General features: G+C 45.1%; 16 protein-coding genes and 2 riboswitches. Of the genes, 10 read left to right on the top strand and 6 right to left on the bottom strand.

Going from position 1 to position 18,066, the window contains the following annotated elements; genetic code table 11:
* Positions 1-123: 123 nt before the first annotated feature.
* A riboswitch (cyclic di-AMP (ydaO/yuaA leader) is annotated at positions 124-328 on the top strand.
* A gap of 90 nt (positions 329-418) precedes the next feature.
* Positions 419-1,759 (top strand): TrkH family potassium uptake protein, encoded by a 1,341-nt coding sequence (locus AC1DOV_RS12460; RefSeq protein ID WP_339204413.1) that lies wholly within the window; start codon positions 419-421, stop codon positions 1,757-1,759.
* 18 nt (positions 1,760-1,777) lie between these two features.
* On the top strand, positions 1,778-2,440 hold the full coding sequence (locus AC1DOV_RS12465) for a potassium channel family protein (RefSeq protein ID WP_076267751.1): 663 nt from the start codon (positions 1,778-1,780) through the stop codon (positions 2,438-2,440).
* A 101-nt stretch (positions 2,441-2,541) separates the two neighbouring features.
* Here the strand turns inward: AC1DOV_RS12465 and AC1DOV_RS12470 are convergent, their stop codons facing one another.
* Positions 2,542-3,450 carry a LysR family transcriptional regulator gene (locus AC1DOV_RS12470; RefSeq protein ID WP_076267578.1) on the bottom strand — a complete coding sequence of 303 codons (909 nt, stop codon included), beginning with the start codon at positions 3,448-3,450 and terminating at the stop codon, positions 2,542-2,544.
* Between the two features lie 304 nt (positions 3,451-3,754).
* On the opposite strand from AC1DOV_RS12470, the gene AC1DOV_RS12475 reads away from it, so the two are divergent.
* From AC1DOV_RS12475 to sdhB, 3 genes are read left to right on the top strand one after another with little or no spacing between them, the layout of a single operon-like run.
* Positions 3,755-4,426, top strand: a complete 672-nt coding sequence (locus tag AC1DOV_RS12475; RefSeq protein WP_441908277.1) for a succinate dehydrogenase cytochrome b558 subunit — start codon at positions 3,755-3,757, stop codon at positions 4,424-4,426.
* A 24-nt stretch (positions 4,427-4,450) separates the two neighbouring features.
* The gene (sdhA, locus tag AC1DOV_RS12480; protein WP_076267580.1) at positions 4,451-6,208 is read left to right on the top strand and encodes a succinate dehydrogenase flavoprotein subunit; all 1,758 of its coding nucleotides are present in this window, start codon (positions 4,451-4,453) and stop codon (positions 6,206-6,208) included.
* A gap of 2 nt (positions 6,209-6,210) precedes the next feature.
* The gene (gene sdhB / locus AC1DOV_RS12485) at positions 6,211-6,975 is read left to right on the top strand and encodes a succinate dehydrogenase iron-sulfur subunit (RefSeq protein WP_441908603.1); all 765 of its coding nucleotides are present in this window, start codon (positions 6,211-6,213) and stop codon (positions 6,973-6,975) included.
* Between the two features lie 162 nt (positions 6,976-7,137).
* Here sdhB and AC1DOV_RS12490 read toward each other — a convergent pair whose 3' ends face one another.
* From AC1DOV_RS12490 to corA, 5 genes are all read right to left on the bottom strand, one after another.
* Positions 7,138-7,446, bottom strand: coding sequence for a winged helix-turn-helix transcriptional regulator (locus AC1DOV_RS12490; protein WP_076267582.1), 309 nt, complete (start codon positions 7,444-7,446; stop codon positions 7,138-7,140).
* Positions 7,447-7,589: 143 nt separating this feature from the next.
* Positions 7,590-8,435: an EamA family transporter gene (locus AC1DOV_RS12495; RefSeq protein ID WP_477509000.1), complete on the bottom strand. Its 846-nt coding sequence runs from the start codon at positions 8,433-8,435 to the stop codon at positions 7,590-7,592.
* Between the two features lie 163 nt (positions 8,436-8,598).
* Complete coding sequence (locus tag AC1DOV_RS12500) at positions 8,599-9,408, bottom strand: histidinol-phosphatase (protein WP_441876792.1); 810 nt, start codon at positions 9,406-9,408, stop codon at positions 8,599-8,601.
* A 45-nt stretch (positions 9,409-9,453) separates the two neighbouring features.
* Entirely contained in the window at positions 9,454-10,356 is a 903-nt protein-coding gene (locus AC1DOV_RS12505; protein ID WP_076267585.1) for a LysR family transcriptional regulator, read from the bottom strand.
* Positions 10,357-10,503: 147 nt separating this feature from the next.
* Positions 10,504-11,439 carry a magnesium/cobalt transporter CorA gene (gene corA / locus AC1DOV_RS12510; RefSeq protein WP_076267586.1) on the bottom strand — a complete coding sequence of 312 codons (936 nt, stop codon included), beginning with the start codon at positions 11,437-11,439 and terminating at the stop codon, positions 10,504-10,506.
* A 307-nt stretch (positions 11,440-11,746) separates the two neighbouring features.
* Positions 11,747-11,856: riboswitch (SAM riboswitch) on the top strand.
* A gap of 100 nt (positions 11,857-11,956) precedes the next feature.
* On the opposite strand from corA, the gene metA reads away from it, so the two are divergent.
* The 5 genes from metA to ytxC all read left to right on the top strand — a co-directional run bounded on the left by metA (position 11,957) and on the right by ytxC (position 17,647).
* Complete coding sequence (gene metA / locus AC1DOV_RS12515) at positions 11,957-12,874, top strand: homoserine O-acetyltransferase MetA (RefSeq protein WP_339204404.1); 918 nt, start codon at positions 11,957-11,959, stop codon at positions 12,872-12,874.
* A gap of 30 nt (positions 12,875-12,904) precedes the next feature.
* A complete protein-coding gene (locus AC1DOV_RS12520) occupies positions 12,905-14,071 on the top strand; it encodes an aminotransferase class I/II-fold pyridoxal phosphate-dependent enzyme (RefSeq protein ID WP_076267588.1) in 1,167 nt (388 codons plus the stop codon).
* A complete protein-coding gene (locus AC1DOV_RS12525) occupies positions 14,071-15,237 on the top strand; it encodes a trans-sulfuration enzyme family protein (protein WP_430060067.1) in 1,167 nt (388 codons plus the stop codon). Before AC1DOV_RS12520 ends, AC1DOV_RS12525 begins: the two co-directional genes overlap by 1 nt.
* Before the next feature lie 166 nt (positions 15,238-15,403).
* The gene (gene mqnC / locus AC1DOV_RS12530) at positions 15,404-16,540 is read left to right on the top strand and encodes a cyclic dehypoxanthinyl futalosine synthase (protein ID WP_430060069.1); all 1,137 of its coding nucleotides are present in this window, start codon (positions 15,404-15,406) and stop codon (positions 16,538-16,540) included.
* 174 nt (positions 16,541-16,714) lie between these two features.
* Positions 16,715-17,647, top strand: coding sequence for a sporulation protein YtxC (ytxC, locus tag AC1DOV_RS12535; RefSeq protein WP_441960589.1), 933 nt, complete (start codon positions 16,715-16,717; stop codon positions 17,645-17,647).
* Positions 17,648-18,066: the final 419 nt, after the last annotated feature.

The raw sequence follows: 18,066 nt of genomic DNA on the forward strand, positions 1-18,066 counted from the left end.
CAAGCTAGCTATGTGCTGGTTCGTCCCATTGCCCTAATTTGAGCTAATATCGTCCTGTTTGTCATAAACGTCACCTTTATATCAGGAGTGCTTAGGGATTATAATCGTTATCGTCATACTAATTGCATAGCATAGCCGAATTTCCTAAGGAAATCGGGGGAACCATAAAGTTGTCTAAATGGATGAGCCTGCTGAAAGCAAAGCAGTTCAACATTAGATAGCATGGGGTGAATTTTAGCGGTGAAGCATCGTCTTCTTCCGCTGAATAGGGCTGCCTGTCCAGGCCCGAATCCGTCAGCTAACCTCGAAGGCGTATTGGAACAGGACTCATCGCACGAGCACTTGAGTTTCCAGTGCTTTTTTTTATGCTTAAAAACAATAAATGACAATATGACATAATCAAAAAGAAGGGAAATGAATGAAGGTTAGTTGGAATGTTTTGAAGTGGTCACCCCCGCGTATTTTGGTAAGTGGATTCGCTCTTATTATATTGCTGGGTGCCTTATTATTATCCATGCCTTTTGCATCGGTAAGCGGTGAGAGATTGCCTTTTATAGATGCGCTGTTTACGGCAACTTCGGCAACCTGTGTAACAGGGTTAGTTGTCGTTGATACCGGAACTTATTTCTCTATATGGGGTCAAATCATATTAATGTGCCTGTTCCAGCTTGGCGGACTCGGATTTATGACGATGGCGACGCTGGTAGCGCTCGTACTTCGCAAGAGGATTTCGCTGCGTGAGCGGCTTTTGCTGCAGGAATCCATGAACCAGTCGAGCATGGAAGGCATCGTGCGTTTGATTAGACGCGTTATTGTGTATTCATTGACAATAGAGCTTATTGGCGCTGCGTTGTTTGCTTCGAGGTTTGCATTTGATATGCCGCTGGGCAAAGCGATTTATTTTGGAGCCTTTCATGCGGTTTCATTGTTTAACAATGCTGGTTTTGATATTTTTGGGAACTATCGCAGCTTGACCTTATACGTTTCTGATCCAGTCGTCAATATTGCAGCTATGATGCTGATCATTTCGGGCGGACTTGGCTTTGTCGTTATGTCGGACCTGATGGAGTTCCGCAAAAACCGCAAGCTGTCGCTGCACAGCAAGGTCGTGCTATCTATGACAGGAACACTTATTGCAGTAGGGACACTCGTCATATTTATTTTTGAATTCTCGAATTCGAAGACACTGGGCTCTCTGGACTGGGGCGGGAAAATTTTGTCCTCGTTCTTCCAGTCGGTAACGCCGCGGACGGCAGGAGCCAATACGCTTGATTATACGGCTATCCGGCAAGCGACGATGTTTTTCACCATTATATTAATGTTTATTGGCGCCTCGCCCGGCTCGACGGGCGGCGGCATCAAAACAACAACCTTTGCAACGCTGGTCGGCGCTGTATTTGCAATGATTAGAGGACGAGAGGACATCGTTCTTTTCCGTTACAGATTAGGCAAAGACAGAATTTTTAAAGCACTCACGATTACTTTGATCTCTTTATCGCTTGTCATTATTGTAACGATGATCTTGTCGATGACGGAGGATCAAGCTTTTATAAAGCTATTGTTTGAAGCGACATCAGCATTTGGAACAGTAGGATTATCCGTTGGTGTTACGCCAGAGCTGAGTCTTGTTGGGAAAATAGTCATTGCATTAACCATGTTTGCCGGAAGACTTGGACCCCTGACGCTCGCATACGCGCTTGGGCCTCGTACAGAGAAAGAGCTTTATCGGCATCCAGAAGGCAAAATTACGATTGGATAGGAGACTTTGCAAGTGGGAATTAAAAAGAAACAATTTGTCATCATCGGCTTAGGGAGATTTGGTTCGAGCTTAGGGCGCGAACTCGTCCAGCTTGGCCATGAGGTGCTTGGAATAGATAAGGATGAGGAAGCCGTTCAGGACATGAGCGGTATTCTAACCTATGCAGTATCAGCTGATTGTACGGATGAAGAAGCGCTGCGCTCCTTGGGTGTAAGAAACTTTGATTGCGGAGTTGTCGCGATTGGCGATGACATTCAATCCAGCATTTTGACAACCATACTGCTTAAGGATTTGGAAGTGAAGCAAGTTGTAGCGAAAGCTTTGACTGAACTGCATGGCCGGGTGCTTGAGAAAATCGGTGTTGACCGCGTGGTCTATCCTGAGCGCGATATGGGTATTCGAGTTGCGCATCAGCTTGTATCCCCAAATCTATTAGATTATATCGAGCTTTCCAAAGAGTATACGATTGCCGAGCTTGCCGTACCGCAATGCTTGGATGGCAAGTCATTGCATGATCTTAATCCGCGAGCTAGATTTGGATGCAGCATCGTAGCCATAAATAAGCCCAATGGCATCATCATCGCACCGACAGCAACGGATGTCCTTTCACTTCGTGATGTCATGGTTATTATAGGAACAAATGAGCAAATAGAAGACTTCGAAGCATCCGTTATCCGTTAATTGTTTAATGTAGTGGAAGAGGCTTATTATTAGAAAAAGCAGATTAGGCTGAAATGGATTTGGAAGTGTAATATTGGAAATGCTGAAGGACAGCAGCTATTTTAAAAGCTGCTGTCCTTTTTGCTGGGGAAGCCTGCTGCAAGCTCGTTGATCCATAGACGAACGGACGGGCTGAGGGCGGCCGAATCCGCATGAATGAGCGAGGTGGTACGCTTTGTATCCTCAAGTTCTCGAATGGGAATGACGGTAAGATCATTGTCTTCAAGCAGTTGATTGCGCATATACGATTGAGGCAGGAGCGTCGCAGCACGGCAAGTATGCAGCAACCGAAGGATAGCTTCAAACGAATCAATTTCCATTCGCACATCCGGCTGAAGATGATATTTGTCAAACAGCTCGTCGGTCAACAACCTGTACCAAGTGCCTTTGGAGAACAAGATCATCGGCATGCCGGTCACATCCTGTATACCCAGCGTGCCTTTATCGGTAATGACCTGATTACGAGGCACCACGAGCGATAGATGATCCTCAAACAGCGGAATACACCGCAGCGTTGAATCCTCAATACTAGAGGCGACAATGCCGATATCGGCTTTGTGATCTCGTACGAGCGATACGATTTCATGCGTCTTGCCGGTAATCGCTTTAATGTCGATCTCCGGATGAGTTGAAGTTAAGCTTTGAATGAGATCGGGCAAAGTCGTTTGAAGCGTCGTCAAGCTTGCGCCAATAGTAAGGGTCGTATGTCCAGCTGAGGTGAACTCGGAGACGGTTTGCAAATATTTGCGATGAAGCTGGCGAAGCTCCAAAGCATATTCATAGGTCAATTGCCCAATTCGAGTAAGCTCCAGCCGCTTTCCGATGCGATGAAACAAAGGAGAGCCCAGGTCCTGCTCAAGCTTGGCAATTTTACGAGAAAGTGCAGGCTGAGACAGGTTTAGCAAGGCGGAAGCCTTGTTCATACTGGACTGTTCCACAATAACGGTGAAGACATGCATCTCTTCATTCATGAATGAAACCCCTTATGTCATTTTGTTATAAGAAATTATAAAAAATAAGCAATTCCATTATAAGCTTAAAAGGAGTAGGATGGGAAGTGTGGCTAATATGTGTCGAGTTTTGTTGACGGACATACATGCTGGGGTTACAATGTAGAATGATTTGCCAAGCGTAAACTGCTGATGACAACCATTGGCTGCACAGCACCTCGTTTGCGCTGGAATATAAGCAATGTATAAAGGGGAAACCGATACATTCTTATATTTTAAGAAAAAGCATGCTAGCACTCACAGTTTTGAAAGGAGAAGGAATGACATGAAAGGAAATTCGTATTTCTCGCGCAAGCTTCACTCGCTTCTCGGGATCATTCCACTCGGCGGATTTATCGTCGTGCATGGTCTGACTAACTACCAGGCGTTTGAACGCGGGCCTGAAGGCTTTGACAAAGGCGTAACTCTCATTAACAGCATGCCCGTGCTGCCGCTGCTCGAGATTTTCGGCATTTACCTCCCGCTATTGTTTCATGGTATTTACGGCTTGTATGTCGCTTACCAATCGAACACGAATACGGGACGTTTTAAGTACGGCCGGAACTGGGCGTTTACCGCTCAACGGGTAACTGGGGTAATTACTTTTGTATTCGTTTTCTGGCACGTATATCAAACTCGGATTCAGGTTTATCTCGGCCACATCACCCATGAGGAACTGGGATCAACGATGAATCAAATTGCGAGCAACCCTACTTACTTCGTACTTTATGTTATTGGTGTATTAGCAGCTGTTTTCCACTTCAGCAACGGCCTTTGGGCGTTTCTGATCAGCTGGGGCATTACGATTGGCCCGAAAGCTCAACGCATCTCTTCATATATTTGCATGGGCGTTTTTGTAGTCGTATCAGCATTGTTTATTCTTTCGCTTATTGCATTCAGCGGAGATCAATTCAAAGAAGCTGCAAGTGCTGCATTGGCACTTACGAATATCGGTTAGTTTGTAGACAAGGAGCGAAACGTTATGGCTAAAAATAAAATTATCATCGTAGGCGGCGGTCTTGCAGGCTTGATGGCTACCATCAAAGCAGCAGAAGCTGGCGTTCACGTTGATCTGTTTTCACTAGTACCGGTCAAACGTTCCCACTCAGTATGTGCACAGGGCGGCATCAATGGCGCTGTTAATACAAAAGGAGAAGGCGATTCTCCATGGGAGCATTTCGACGATACCGTATACGGCGGAGATTTCCTCGCCAACCAACCGCCAGTTAAAGCAATGTGTGATGCGGCACCAGGCATTATTCACTTGATGGACCGGATGGGCGTTATGTTCAGCCGTACATCCGAAGGCTTGCTGGATTTCCGTCGCTTCGGCGGCACGAAGCATTCCCGTACAGCATTTGCAGGCGCAACGACAGGTCAACAGCTGCTTTATGCACTGGATGAGCAAGTTCGTCGCTGGGAAGCAGCTGGACTAGTTAACAAATTCGAGCACTGGGAATTCCTTGGCGCTGTTGTTGACGATGACGGCATTTGCCGCGGTGTTTCGGCACAGGATCTTCGCTCGATGGAAGTTCACACGGTTCGTGCAGATGCAGTTATTCTTGCATCAGGCGGTCCTGGTATTATTTTCGGCAAAACAACGAACTCTGTTATCAACACCGGCACAGCTGCCAGCGCAGTTTACCAGCAGGGCGTTAACTACGCAAACGGCGAGTTCATTCAAATTCACCCAACAGCTATTCCAGGCGATGACAAGCTCCGCTTGATGTCGGAATCAGCGCGTGGTGAAGGCGGACGGATTTGGACGTACAAAGACGGTAAGCCTTGGTACTTCCTAGAAGAAAAATACCCTGCTTACGGAAACCTTGTTCCTCGTGATATTGCGACTCGTGAAATTTTCAGCGTGTGCGTAGATCAGAAGCTTGGTATCAACCAAGAAAACATGGTTTACCTTGATTTGTCTCACAAAGATCCGAAGGAGCTTGATGTTAAGCTCGGCGGTATCATTGAAATCTATGAGAAATTCATGGGCGACGATCCACGGAAAATCCCGATGAAAATCTTCCCAGCGGTTCACTATTCAATGGGCGGCATGTGGGTTGACTACAATCAAATGACAAACATTCCTGGTCTGTTTGCAGCCGGTGAGTGCGAGTATCAATATCATGGTGCGAATCGACTTGGCGCCAACTCTCTGCTATCCGCTATTTACGGCGGTATGGTAGCTGGACCAAAAGCTGTTGAGTATATCAAAGGCTTGAAGAAATCAGCTGAAGATGTAGCTTCCTCCGTATTTGACCGCGAGAACAAGCGTCAAACGGACAAGTACAACAGCATCGTTAATATGAAGGGTACTGAAAATGCATATGTCATTCACAAAGAGCTAGGCGAATGGATGACGAACAATATGACGGTTGTTCGCTTTAATGACAAGCTGGAGCAAACGATCCACAAGATCAAAGAGCTGAAGCAGCGTTATGCGAATATCAACATTAACGATACTGCGCAATGGAACAATGCAGGCGTTGCCTTTACTCGTCAGCTTTGGAACATGCTTGAGCTTTCTGAAGCAATGACGCTAGGCGCATTACTGCGCAACGAAAGCCGTGGCGCTCATTATAAACCAGACTTCCAAGAACGCGACGACGAGCATTTCATGAAATCGACGATTGCGAAATGGACGAAGGAAGGTCCACAAATTTCTTACGAGGATATCGACGTAAGCTTGATCAAGCCGCGTAAACGTGATTACTCGAGCGACAAGAAGAAAGGAGAATAATGATGGCTGAAACGACTGTAGCTACAAAATCGGTTAAGTTTATCATCACTCGCCAAGATACTCCTGAGTCCCAACCATATACGGAAGAGTTTGAAATTCCTTACCGCGCTAATATGAACGTAATTAGCGGTTTGATGGAAATTCAACGTAATCCGAAAAAGGCAGATGGAGCAAGCACGGCTCCTGTATGCTGGGATTCCAACTGCTTGGAAGAAGTATGCGGCGCATGTTCAATGGTCATCAACGGCAAGCCTCGTCAAGCGTGTAGCGCTTTGATCGATAAGCTTGAGCAGCCGATTCGTCTTGAACCAATGAAAACATTCCCAGTAGTTCGTGACCTTGTTATTAACCGTGAGCGCATGTTTGGCGCCTTGAAACGCGTTAAGGCATGGATTCCAATCGACGGAACGTATGATCTGGGTCCTGGACCGCGGATGGCAGAAACGAAGCGTCAATGGGCTTATGAGCTTTCCAAATGTATGACTTGCGGTGTTTGCCTTGAAGCGTGCCCGAACGTAAATGATCGGAACAGCTTCATCGGTCCTGCTGCAATTTCACAGGTTCGTTTGTTTAATGCTCATCCAACAGGTGAGATGAATAAGGAAGAACGTCTGGATGCACTGATGACAGATGGCGGCATCGAAGGCTGCGGCAACTCGCAAAACTGTGTTCGCGCATGTCCGAAGGGCATTCCGCTTACGACTTCAATCGCAGCAATCAATAAAGATACAACCAAACATCTATTCAAAAAATGGCTTGGCATGTAGTCCAATTGATTTATAGGAAACCCTCGATCTGATCGGGGGTTTTTTATTTGCATATTGTGATATTGATTATTATTATCAATGATAGTAGATAAATAATCCTTTGTCAATTCCAGATAAAAGAAGAGAAGGCAATAAAAAAAACCGCCTAAGCGGTTTTTTATCTTACATCCATTGTTCGCCCCAAGTTTGAATGGACTCAATGACTGGCTGAAGCTCCCTGCCCTTGTCGGTTAGCTCATATTCAATACGTACAGGCATTTCTGGATAAACTTGACGTTTGATAATCGTTAATGTTTCAAGCTCTTTCATCCGGTCCGTTAGCATTTTGTCGCTCATTTCGGGAATTTGTTCCTTAATCTCTTTGAACCTTTTTGGTCCTCCAAGCAATACCCGAATAATTCTGCCAGTCCACTTCTTGCCTAAAATGTCGGCTGCGGCTTCATACTTTGGGCACATTGTCGAATAATCCAACCGTATCACCCCGCTTTTTGTAATACTATTGTACCATACGAACAAACTAAAAGTAAGTTAATTTCAGTGGGAATGCGATTGTTTGATCGTATATTATATTTACTATATTAAAGTTAGGAAAATACAGGAAAAGCGTTCGCGAATTACAATCGAATCACAATTAACCCAAGAATGGTACAAGCAAAGGCTGTCCACTGCAGGATCGTCAACTTCTCTTTATAAAATATAATAGCGCCAGCTGCTACGACAAGACTGTTCGTAGCAAAGATAGGCGCTGCAAGATTCGCTTGTCCAGTAGCAATCGCGACTGCATAAAGCTGCAATCCTCCGTATGAGAACAGACCTGCAACAATACCGAGCCAAAGCCCAGTTCGCTCTGCGGAACGTGCAGCGGTCGTTTTGACCGGGATGAGAAACCAGCAGAGAGAGAGGGCATAAGCGATGAACAGGATCGGGGCGCTAGGAAGTTCCAATTCATCGGTGACCTTTAATCCGCCATTGCGCAGCGCAAAGAGCACGACTGCCAAAAAGACGAGAATGAACCATCTTTTTTCTATAATCGTGAGCGGTTCCTTTCGTTTATGAGCAATAAAGACGACAGCAAGCAGAAGCAGCATAATGCCTATTGCTTCCGAAGCGCTGAGCGGCTCGTTGTACCACAAGGTCGCTAAAGCGACAACTAAGATAATGTTCATATTCGTTAGGGGAGAGGTCAAGCTGGCGGGTCCAAAATGCAATGCTTTCATAAACAAAGCGTTTCCCCATGCTGAGCCTGCTCCTATTATGATGCCTGCAATCCATACCCTTGGATCAGCAAGAAAGAAAAACGTTCCTTCAAGCGCCGCATGCACCCCAAAACCTAACGTTCCAGAAGCATACAATCCGAGCAGCAGCGTTCTTGCAGAGCCGCCCCGCATTTGTGATACTTTCATCCACCAGCCTGCTAGTCCAAATAAAATAGCGCTGCTGATGGCTGTAATGAGCCACATCGTTTTCCAACCCCTCAAATTTGTTACACAAATGAAATAGTTCTGTTATCGTCTCATTACATTAGTGGGCTATTATAATAAACAAGACCCCCTTTTTAATATATCCTTTTGGGACCTGCGACGTGCAGGTCCACTTTTTTTGTCTAAAGCCCCTCATGAGCTCTTATATCGGTACAATAACTTGTTGGCGCTTGCGATAAAAAACCCACTGTGAGAAGCCAATTTCCTTCAGCCTTTTCTGTACGAGCTCCCAATCTTCGCCAACTCTGCTTGGCTTATGCGCATCCGAACCAAACGTTACATTTACGCCAAAATGAAGTGCTCGCTCTAAGATCGCATCCGATGGATACCATCCGCCTACATCTTTGGTGCTGCCTGATGTATTAATCTCTATGGAAACGCCGCATTCGGCAATCGTCTGCAAAGCATCGTCAATTTCTTTATTAGCAGGTATATCAGAGAAAGCGGGATAATACCCCTTCATCGCGTCGATATGTCCCAAAATATCAAACATGCCGCTGCGTGCAGATTGTTTGATAAGATCATAATAGCTTTGCTTCACTTCAATATGCTGCTGTTCATTTAAGTTTTTAAACCGATTGCGATTGAATATGCTGACGTCGCCAACTTGATGAACAGAACCAATGATATAATCGAAGGGCACGCCGTCATAGGCTTTTTTGTAGCTGTCCACATATTTAGGGAAGAAATCCGATTCTACTCCAAGCATAACCTCGATTTTGCCTGCGTATTTCTCCTTCAACCGCAATACTTCATTAACATAATTGGTGAATTCGCTTCTTGCCATTGCAATGCCTGGCGAAGGCTGATCATTCTCATGATAAAAGAAGGGGGAGTGATCCGAGATGCCGATAACCTGAAGCCCGGCTTCAATTCCGGCTAAAATATAATCCTCGATATTGCCGTCGGCGTGGCCACATCTAAAATGATGGGTATGTAAATCGAATTTCATTTTTTATCTCTCCTAGTTGTTTGTCTAGTGGAAGCTTCTTGTCGACTACTCGCTGCTAATGAATTGATGCTCAGGCATGCCTTTTAGATCACTTAAAAATTGCTTCAGTGCGGTATTGATGTAACGGCCTGATTTATAAACCACTCCAACGGGATGACTTATTTCAAGCTCGTTGACCTTTATCATTTTTAGTGTACCCATACGGAGTTCGTTTGCTATCGAAAGTTTGGATACGACTGCGGCGCCTAAATTAATTTCAACCATGCGCTTCACTTCTTCGCTGCTGGAAACCTCCATTACGATATTGGGTTGAATATTGTATTTACGAAAAATTTGATCGACAAATCGCCTGCCAAGCGTGTCTGGAGCAAGCATAATCATTGGAATGTCCTTAAGCGTATCAACTGTCGTATGCGTCAACCTGCTCATGGGATGGGAAGGAGGAACGACGAGCTCAAATGTATCATAATAAAGGACGGAGGAGGAAACGTTCGGATTTTTTTCAGAAAGATATGTAATCCCTATATCGACTGACCCGTTCTCGACACTGGCCATAACTTGGGATGAGGGCATGGAATGAATCGTTGTTTTAATAAAAGGAAATTGGTTTTGAAAATAGGATAGCACGCGCGGTAAAATCTGAATCGCTATTGAAGCCGTAGTTCCGAGTAATATGTGTCCTTGCGGCGTAAGGTTCATATCGGAAAGCTTCTGCTTCAGTTCTTCCACGATCGAAAGAACTTGCTCCGCATGCTCCAAAAAAACTTGTCCGTGTTCCGTTAATGTAACTGGCTGATTGCGATTAATGAGAATCGTTTTGAATTCATCCTCAAGGCTTTTGATTTGTGCCGAAACAGCAGGCTGTGTGAGATTCAGCAGCTCGCCAGCTTTCCTGAAGCTCATCGTTTTGGATATCGTAAGGAGTGTTTCAAGCTGACTAATATTCACGTCAATCCCCCTCTCATAGGTACTTAATGCTCAAACTCATATTCTACTATTATAAAGGATAGCGGCCATTACAGCAAAAAGGCTGCAGCTCGTTCGGCATAAATTGCCCGTACGAGTGCAGCTCTGTAATGAATATGGCACAGGTCTCTAGAGCCATTCTTTTTTGCGGAAAATATAAAACATGCTTATGCCAAGCAGCAGCATGATACCAAGTAAAATGTATGAACCTAAGCGAAGGTGAAGGCCTGGAATGAAATCGAAATTCATCCCATAGATGCCGGTTATAAAGGTCAGCGGCATGAATATAGTCGTAATTGCTGTAAATACGCGCATGATTTCATTGGCACGGTTGGATACGCTGGACTGATAAGCTTCGCGTAAGTTGCCCATGAGATCGCGGTACGTATCGAAGGACTCGGCAATTTTCAAGGCGTTCTCGTATATATCGCTGAAATATTTTTGCAGCTGATCATCAATGAGCTTCAGATCTTTTTTGTTAAGCGTTGCAATGACGTCGCGTTGTGGACCGAGCACTTTCCTCAGCCACAATATTTCACCGCGGAGCCCGATGATTTCGTTCAAATGCGATTTCTTAGTGTGCATTAATATATCTTCTTCAAGCGCTTCAATGCGCGTATCAATGCGGTCGCCAACGAGGAAATAATTATCGACAACAATGTCGACGAGATGATACAAGAAATAATCGGGCCGGCTAACCTCTTGTTCCCACAGCACAGGCTTTAGAGAACGAAGCTCGTTAATTTTTTGCTTGGTGACCGTAATAATGAAATGGCGGCCAAGGAAAATATTGAGTGCCCTTAGGAAGATTTCTTCGTCATCAAATCGTATGCTGTTGATTACAATAAAATAATGGCTTTCGTAAATTTCAATTTTTGGACGCTGCTCCTCTTCACTGAGGCAATCCTCAACTGCCAGATCGTGCATGCTGAATAGGGGCTGTAAAATAGCAAGATCCTCCACATCAGCGTCAATCCAGTAAAATCCTTCTTTCGAGGGAATAAGTGTTTCGTTAATATCTTCAATAGTGGTGAACATGCCATTGCTAACAAGGCGGATTTTCATCCGGAGTCACTCCTTTCTTTCTTCAGAGGAAACTGCCGGCTGAATCGGACTTGGCCGGCAGTAACCGTATTCGATCGTTTTCAGGCTTCGGTCGGTCGCCTTCCATGTCCATATGCACCCCTTTATAAGTCAAATAAATGAAATAATTCTTGTCTAGTATACTCCCGCGTCAGCTTTACATTCAAGCCTAAAAACAATCGTTTTTTTCACCTAAATGTCAAGGATCTGAATAGAGGATCTTGACGCAATTGTCAGAATGCATTAAAGTGAAGGTGAAATGAAACCGCGGAAAATTGAATAGACTACTTTCTTATCAAGAGCAGGCGGAGGGACTAGCCCGATGAAGCCCGGCAACCGGCGTGTAAAACGCACGGTGCTAATTCTTGCGGAAACTTTAATGTTTCTGAGAGATGAGAGAGGCGGATGGCTTATTTACTGAGCATACGACCTTTTCTCACAGCAGAAAGGGTCTTTTTCATGTTCAAGCGGTCATACTGCTTCTAGAGGAGTGATACCTATGCCAATTAAAGTGCCTGACAATTTACCAGCCAAAGAGGTATTAAACAACGAGAACATTTTCGTCATGGATGAGAGCATCGCCTACCATCAGGATATTAGGCCGCTCAGAATTGCGATTTTGAACTTAATGCCTACCAAGGAAACAACCGAAACGCAGCTGCTTAGACTTATCGGCAATACGCCGCTACAAGTTGAGGTTGTACTGCTGCATCCAAGAACACATACATCAAAAAACACCTCAGCCGATCATTTGGAATCTTTCTATAAAACATTCGATGAAATTTCGGATGAATATTATGATGGTCTCATCATTACAGGCGCGCCGGTAGAGCATATGCCTTTCGAGGATGTAAACTACTGGGAAGAGCTGAAAGAAATTATGGATTGGAGCGCAAGGCGCGTAACTTCAACTTTCCATATTTGTTGGGCCGCACAAGCTGGGCTCTATCATCACTTTAATGTTCCCAAATACAGCTTGGACAGCAAAATGTTTGGTGTGTTCCCGCACACGATTGAAAAACGCAATGTTAATTTGCTGAGAGGCTTTGATGAAATGTTTTTTGTGCCGCAGTCTCGTCACACAGAGGTACGCCGCGAGGACATCGAGAAGCTTGATTCCCTCGATATTTTATCGGAATCAGCGGATTCGGGCGTATACATCGTGGCTTCAAAAGACGGCAGACAAATTTTCGTCACAGGCCACTCCGAATATGATCCAACTTCACTTAAATATGAATATGATCGCGATCAAGCCAAAGGGCACCAAATAGATGTACCAAAAAATTATTTCCCAGGTGATAACCCAGCTAACCCGCCGTTATCAACATGGCGTGCGCATGCCAACCTATTATTCTCGAACTGGCTTAATTATTATGTTTACCAGCAAACACCGTATGATTTGGGTGGAGGCATTTAAAACCATATAATAAGGGAGCGCTATATAAAGATGAAGATAGAGAGCCATTTAGCACAGATTGGATCTATTAAAGAGCCTGTAACTGGAGCGGTAAGTTTTCCAGTGTACCAATCAACAGCATTTCGTCATCCTAAGCTGGGACAGAGTACAGGATTTGATTATGCGCGTACCAAAAGCCCAACCAGAGCGGTATTAGAAGAAGCGGCTGCACAATTAGAAGCTGGCGATGCGGCATTTGCCTGTAGCTCCGGCATGGCCGCGCTGCAAACGATATTCGCCTTATTTAGTCAGGGCGATCATTTGATCGTATCTCTTGATCTATATGGCGGTACTTATCGCTTGTTGGAGCGGATCATGTCGAGATTTGGTGTGACGGCATCTTATGTGGATACCAACGATATTGATGCGATGGCGGCATTATGGACGCCGAACACAAAAGCAGTACTTATCGAAACGCCAACTAACCCGCTTATGATGATTACGGATATTGAGAAAGTAACTGCGTGGGCGAAGTCAAAAGGCTTGCTTACTATTGTAGACAATACGCTGCTTACGCCTTTCTTCCAACGTCCTATAGAACTGGGTGCTGACATTATCATTCATAGCGCGACTAAATATTTAGGTGGTCACAATGACGTTCTTGCTGGTCTTATTGTAACCAAAGGCAAGGAGCTCTCGGATGAGATGGCCTTCCTGCACAATTCAATTGGAGCGGTGCTCGGGCCTCAGGATTCATGGCTTCTAATGAGGGGAATGAAGACGCTCGCGCTCCGTATGGAGCGCCACCAATTTAATGCTACCGCAATTGCTAATTATTTGCTTGAGCATTCAGCCGTTGAGGATGTTTATTATCCGGCATTGCCTCACCATCCTGGCCATGAAATTCAGAACAAACAGTCATCCGGCAATACTGGCATTTTCTCATTCCGATTAAAGGACGCTCGTTATGTGGAGCCAATTCTTCGTCACATTAAGCTCATTGCATTTGCTGAGAGCTTGGGCGGAGTTGAATCCTTGATGACCTACCCAGCGGTTCAGACGCATGCTGATATTCCGCTTGAAATTCGTCAAGCGATAGGCGTTGACGACCGTCTGCTTCGTTTCTCCGTAGGAATTGAGCATGCAGATGATTTGATCAGTGACTTGGCGCAAGCACTCGAAGCTGCCAAACGCGAAATTGAGGAGGTTAACAACTAATGGGCAACGACAAAATTCAACCTCAAGATCGCCGGTTTGCAACGAAGCTGCTGCATTTCGGAGCAGAAATTGACGAGCATACAGGAGCTTCAAGCGTACCTATTTATCAAGCTTCAACGTTCCATCATCATGATATTTTCAATCCGCCGCAATATGATTACAGCCGCTCGGGCAATCCTACACGCCAAGCGCTAGAGGATTATATCGCTTTGCTTGAGGGCGGTGCTCGCGGATTCGCCTTTGCATCAGGCATGGCTGCAATCTCAACCACGTTTTTGCTGCTTTCTGCAGGTGAGCATGTCATCGTAACAGAGGATGTCTACGGCGGAACTTACCGCTTGCTGACGACGATTTTGGATCGACTGGGCATTGAGTCTACTTTTGTTGATATGACGGATTTTGAAGCGGTTAAGGCGGCGCTTAAGCCAAATACAAAAGCTGTATTTATGGAGACGCCTTCCAACCCGACGCTCAAAATCACAGATATTGCAGAAACGACAGCTTGGGCAAAAGAGCATGGACTGCTTACACTACTTGATAATACGTTCATGACTCCGTATCATCAGCGTCCAATTGAGCATGGCGTCGATATCGTCTTGCACAGTGCGACGAAGTTTCTAGGCGGCCACAGCGATGTGCTGGCTGGGCTTGCAGTTACCGCAGATGAAGGTCTAGGCAAACGTTTGAAACAGCTTCAAAACGGAATGGGAACGGTTCTGAGCGCCCAAGAATCATGGCTGTTGATGCGCGGCATGAAAACATTGAAAGCTCGGATGGAATATAGCGAACAAAGCGCTCGCAGACTAGCTGAATGGTTGTCGGAGCATAAGGAAGTAACAGCGGTTTATTATCCTGGTTTAGAGAATCATCCCGGCCGGGCGATACATGAGAAGCAGTCGCTTGGGTATGGAGCTGTCGTATCCTTCGATGTTGGAAGTGGAGAGCGTGCCAAATCTTTGCTGAGCAAGGTTCAAATTCCTTTAGTAGCTGTCAGCTTAGGTGCAGTAGAGAGCATTCTTTCTTACCCAGCTATGATGTCGCATGCAGCAATGCCAAGAGAAGTGCGTCATGCACGCGGCATTACGGACGGCTTGGTGCGTTACTCTGTTGGTCTAGAGGATATTGAGGATCTTATTGAAGATTTGGATAATGCGCTTCGTGCCTAATTGGGACTAAAAGAAAGGAAAGCACGGATGTTCTCACGAACATGCCGTGTTTTTCCTTATTTCAGGGCGAGATGCCATCATACGGCGGGTGACTTGCACTAGAGATCTATGTTAGGATGAAGTGATGGTTAGCATAAATAGAACGGGAATAAGGAGGTCTTGCGGAATGGGAACGTTGGACCATATTTTGGATAAAGCGTTGCGCGGCGAGCGTGTTTCGCTCGAAGAAGGCATGGAATTATTAGCTTCGGATCAGATTGAAAAGATGGGGCATGTAGCTAATCAAATCATGCTCAAGCATCATCCAGATCCAATAACAACTTTTGTTGTTGGTCGAAATGTAAACTACACGAACGTATGTGATGTTTATTGCCGTTTTTGCGCATTTTATCGCGCTCCAGGCTCTAAAGAGGGTTATGTACTGCCTGACGATACGATTTTGAGCAAAATTCAAGAAACGATCGATGTGGGTGGAACTGAAATTTTGATGCAGGGCGGTACGAATCCAGATTTGCCGTTTACGTATTATTTGGATCTGCTTCGCAAAATTAAACAGCATTACCCGGGCATAACGATGCATTCGTTCTCTCCAGCGGAAATTCAGAAGATGAAGGTTGTATCAGATGGCCTTTCTCTCGATGAAGTGATTAGACAACTGCATGATGCTGGACTTGATTCTTTGCCTGGCGGCGGCGCTGAAATTTTGGACGATCGCACTCGCCGCAAGATCAGCCGCATGAAGGGCTCTTGGACGGACTGGATGGATGTAATGAAGTCTGCACACCGTCATGGTATGAATACGACTGCAACGATGGTTTATGGTCTTGGCGAGACCGTTGAAGAGCGCGCATTACATATGCTGCGCATCCGTGATGCTCAAGATGAGTGCATCGCGAACAAATATGATTCGACGGGTTTCTTGGCGTTTATTTCGTGGCCTTTCCAGCCAGACAATACAAACCTGAAGCTTGAGAAAGCAAAGCCAGAGGAATATTTGCGTATTGTTGCGGCTAGCCGAATCATGCTTGATAATATTCCGAATTTCCAATCCTCTTGGGTAACGATGGGTCCTGAAATGGGCAAGTTATCACTGTCTTATGGCTGCAATGACTTCGGAAGCACCATGATTGAGGAAAATGTCGTTTCAGCAGCTGGAACAACACATAAAGTGAACATTGAACTTATCCTTCAGCTTATTCGCGAGTGCGGCAAAATTCCGGCTCAACGGGATACCAAATATAATATTTTGAAGGTTTACAATGAATCCGATAAAGCAGATCTCGATTTTGTTATGCAAAATTAATGCTTTTTAGACCGATATAAGTAGTATCAATACGTTTGTTGAACTTCTCGCTCCAAAGTGGGAAGTTCGGCAAACGTTTTTTTTGTATGCTTGCTTCCCTTACATTCCAATGTCTTCATCGTATATCCCCGAACGCGTCACCATATACTGATAAGGAAAGAAAGGGGTGAGCTGATGGAGCTATTCACGGTATCGTTACCTGCAAGTCTCCAAAAGTCGGTTAATAAACTAACTCAATTGTTGAAGGAACAAGCGCTCGTCGATTTACATATTGGCTCAAAAACGGAGCAAACAGCCGTCATCGAGTTTCAGCAGGTATCGGATCAAAATATAAGCTGTCTAGCGCTGTTGCCAAATTTTCAGTTAAAAACGCATGGTCACATCGTATATAAAGCAGCATCACTAGCCATAGCTGAATTTGTAGTAAGTGAGATGGAGCCAGGGATGCTTGCTGCTATTATTCGCAGAAAGTATCGCCATAACAGTTCAGCCGATACAGCTGCTATTGAGCGGTATTGTCATGATTTGCTGCATGGGAAAGAATGGGATAGCCTTGGAACGAGATTTTTGGATGCGGATCGCTTAAGAAGGAAAAGCAAAGTGGCTGCAGAGGTTGAGCTTTTTTTGCAGGATAACACGGAGCTTAATGTAAAGGGGTTTACAACCTTCAGGCTTGAGCCCTATCGTAAAGAACTAGCCGAAGTTGTGGAATACGCATTAGATGAGTATGTGCTCGATAAACAATATCAGGAGTTTATTTCCCTGTTAAAATATTTTGTGTTTCTTCAAGATACAAAGCTGCCTATGGTGCATTTGCTGCATAAGGGCGGTCATGAATTCATGCTCTATGACGAAAAGTTTCAACCGCTTGATCCGAACCCTCCAACCGATCGTATCGTAGCCGAAATGCTTGAAACGGAAATGAACATTGAAGACATGGTAATCAGCTCGCTGATTGCTGTATCTCCCAAGCATATTACGATTCATACGAGGCAGCAGGATATGCAAGTGATTCGAACGATTCAAACGATTTTTGACCAGCGTGTCACGCTTTGCACGCAATGCGCATCCTGCAGCAGCAGCCTTGATGAACTCGTTCAGCCATAGGTGAATTAACGAAATTACTGTCTATTTGAAGCTTATAGCCTTGACCAAACGCGTAAGTCGAGCTATAATGACACACATATACGATGTAATCGGCAATGAAAAAGACATGTGTCTGTTTATGATATTTGGTCCAGAGAGAGGAAACTTGGCTGTAATTTCCTTCCACAATGTCCACAGGCGTACCCCTTTGAAGCTGTATGGCCCAACCTATAGCTGGTTTCTTATGAAGCTGAGCGCTATAGCAGTATGCTGTACCGGAAATCTCCGTTACCAGATAATACGAGGACTGCTGCGATAGGAATAAAGAGCAGTCGAAGTAGGGTGGAACCACGAGCACACAAGCACTCGTCCCTTTTTTAGGGATGCGTGCTTTTTTTGTGCTCTTTTTTGCTTGAAATGATGAATGGAAGCGTAATTCG

It is taken from the genome of Paenibacillus sp. 01T47 (genome assembly GCF_056398245.1).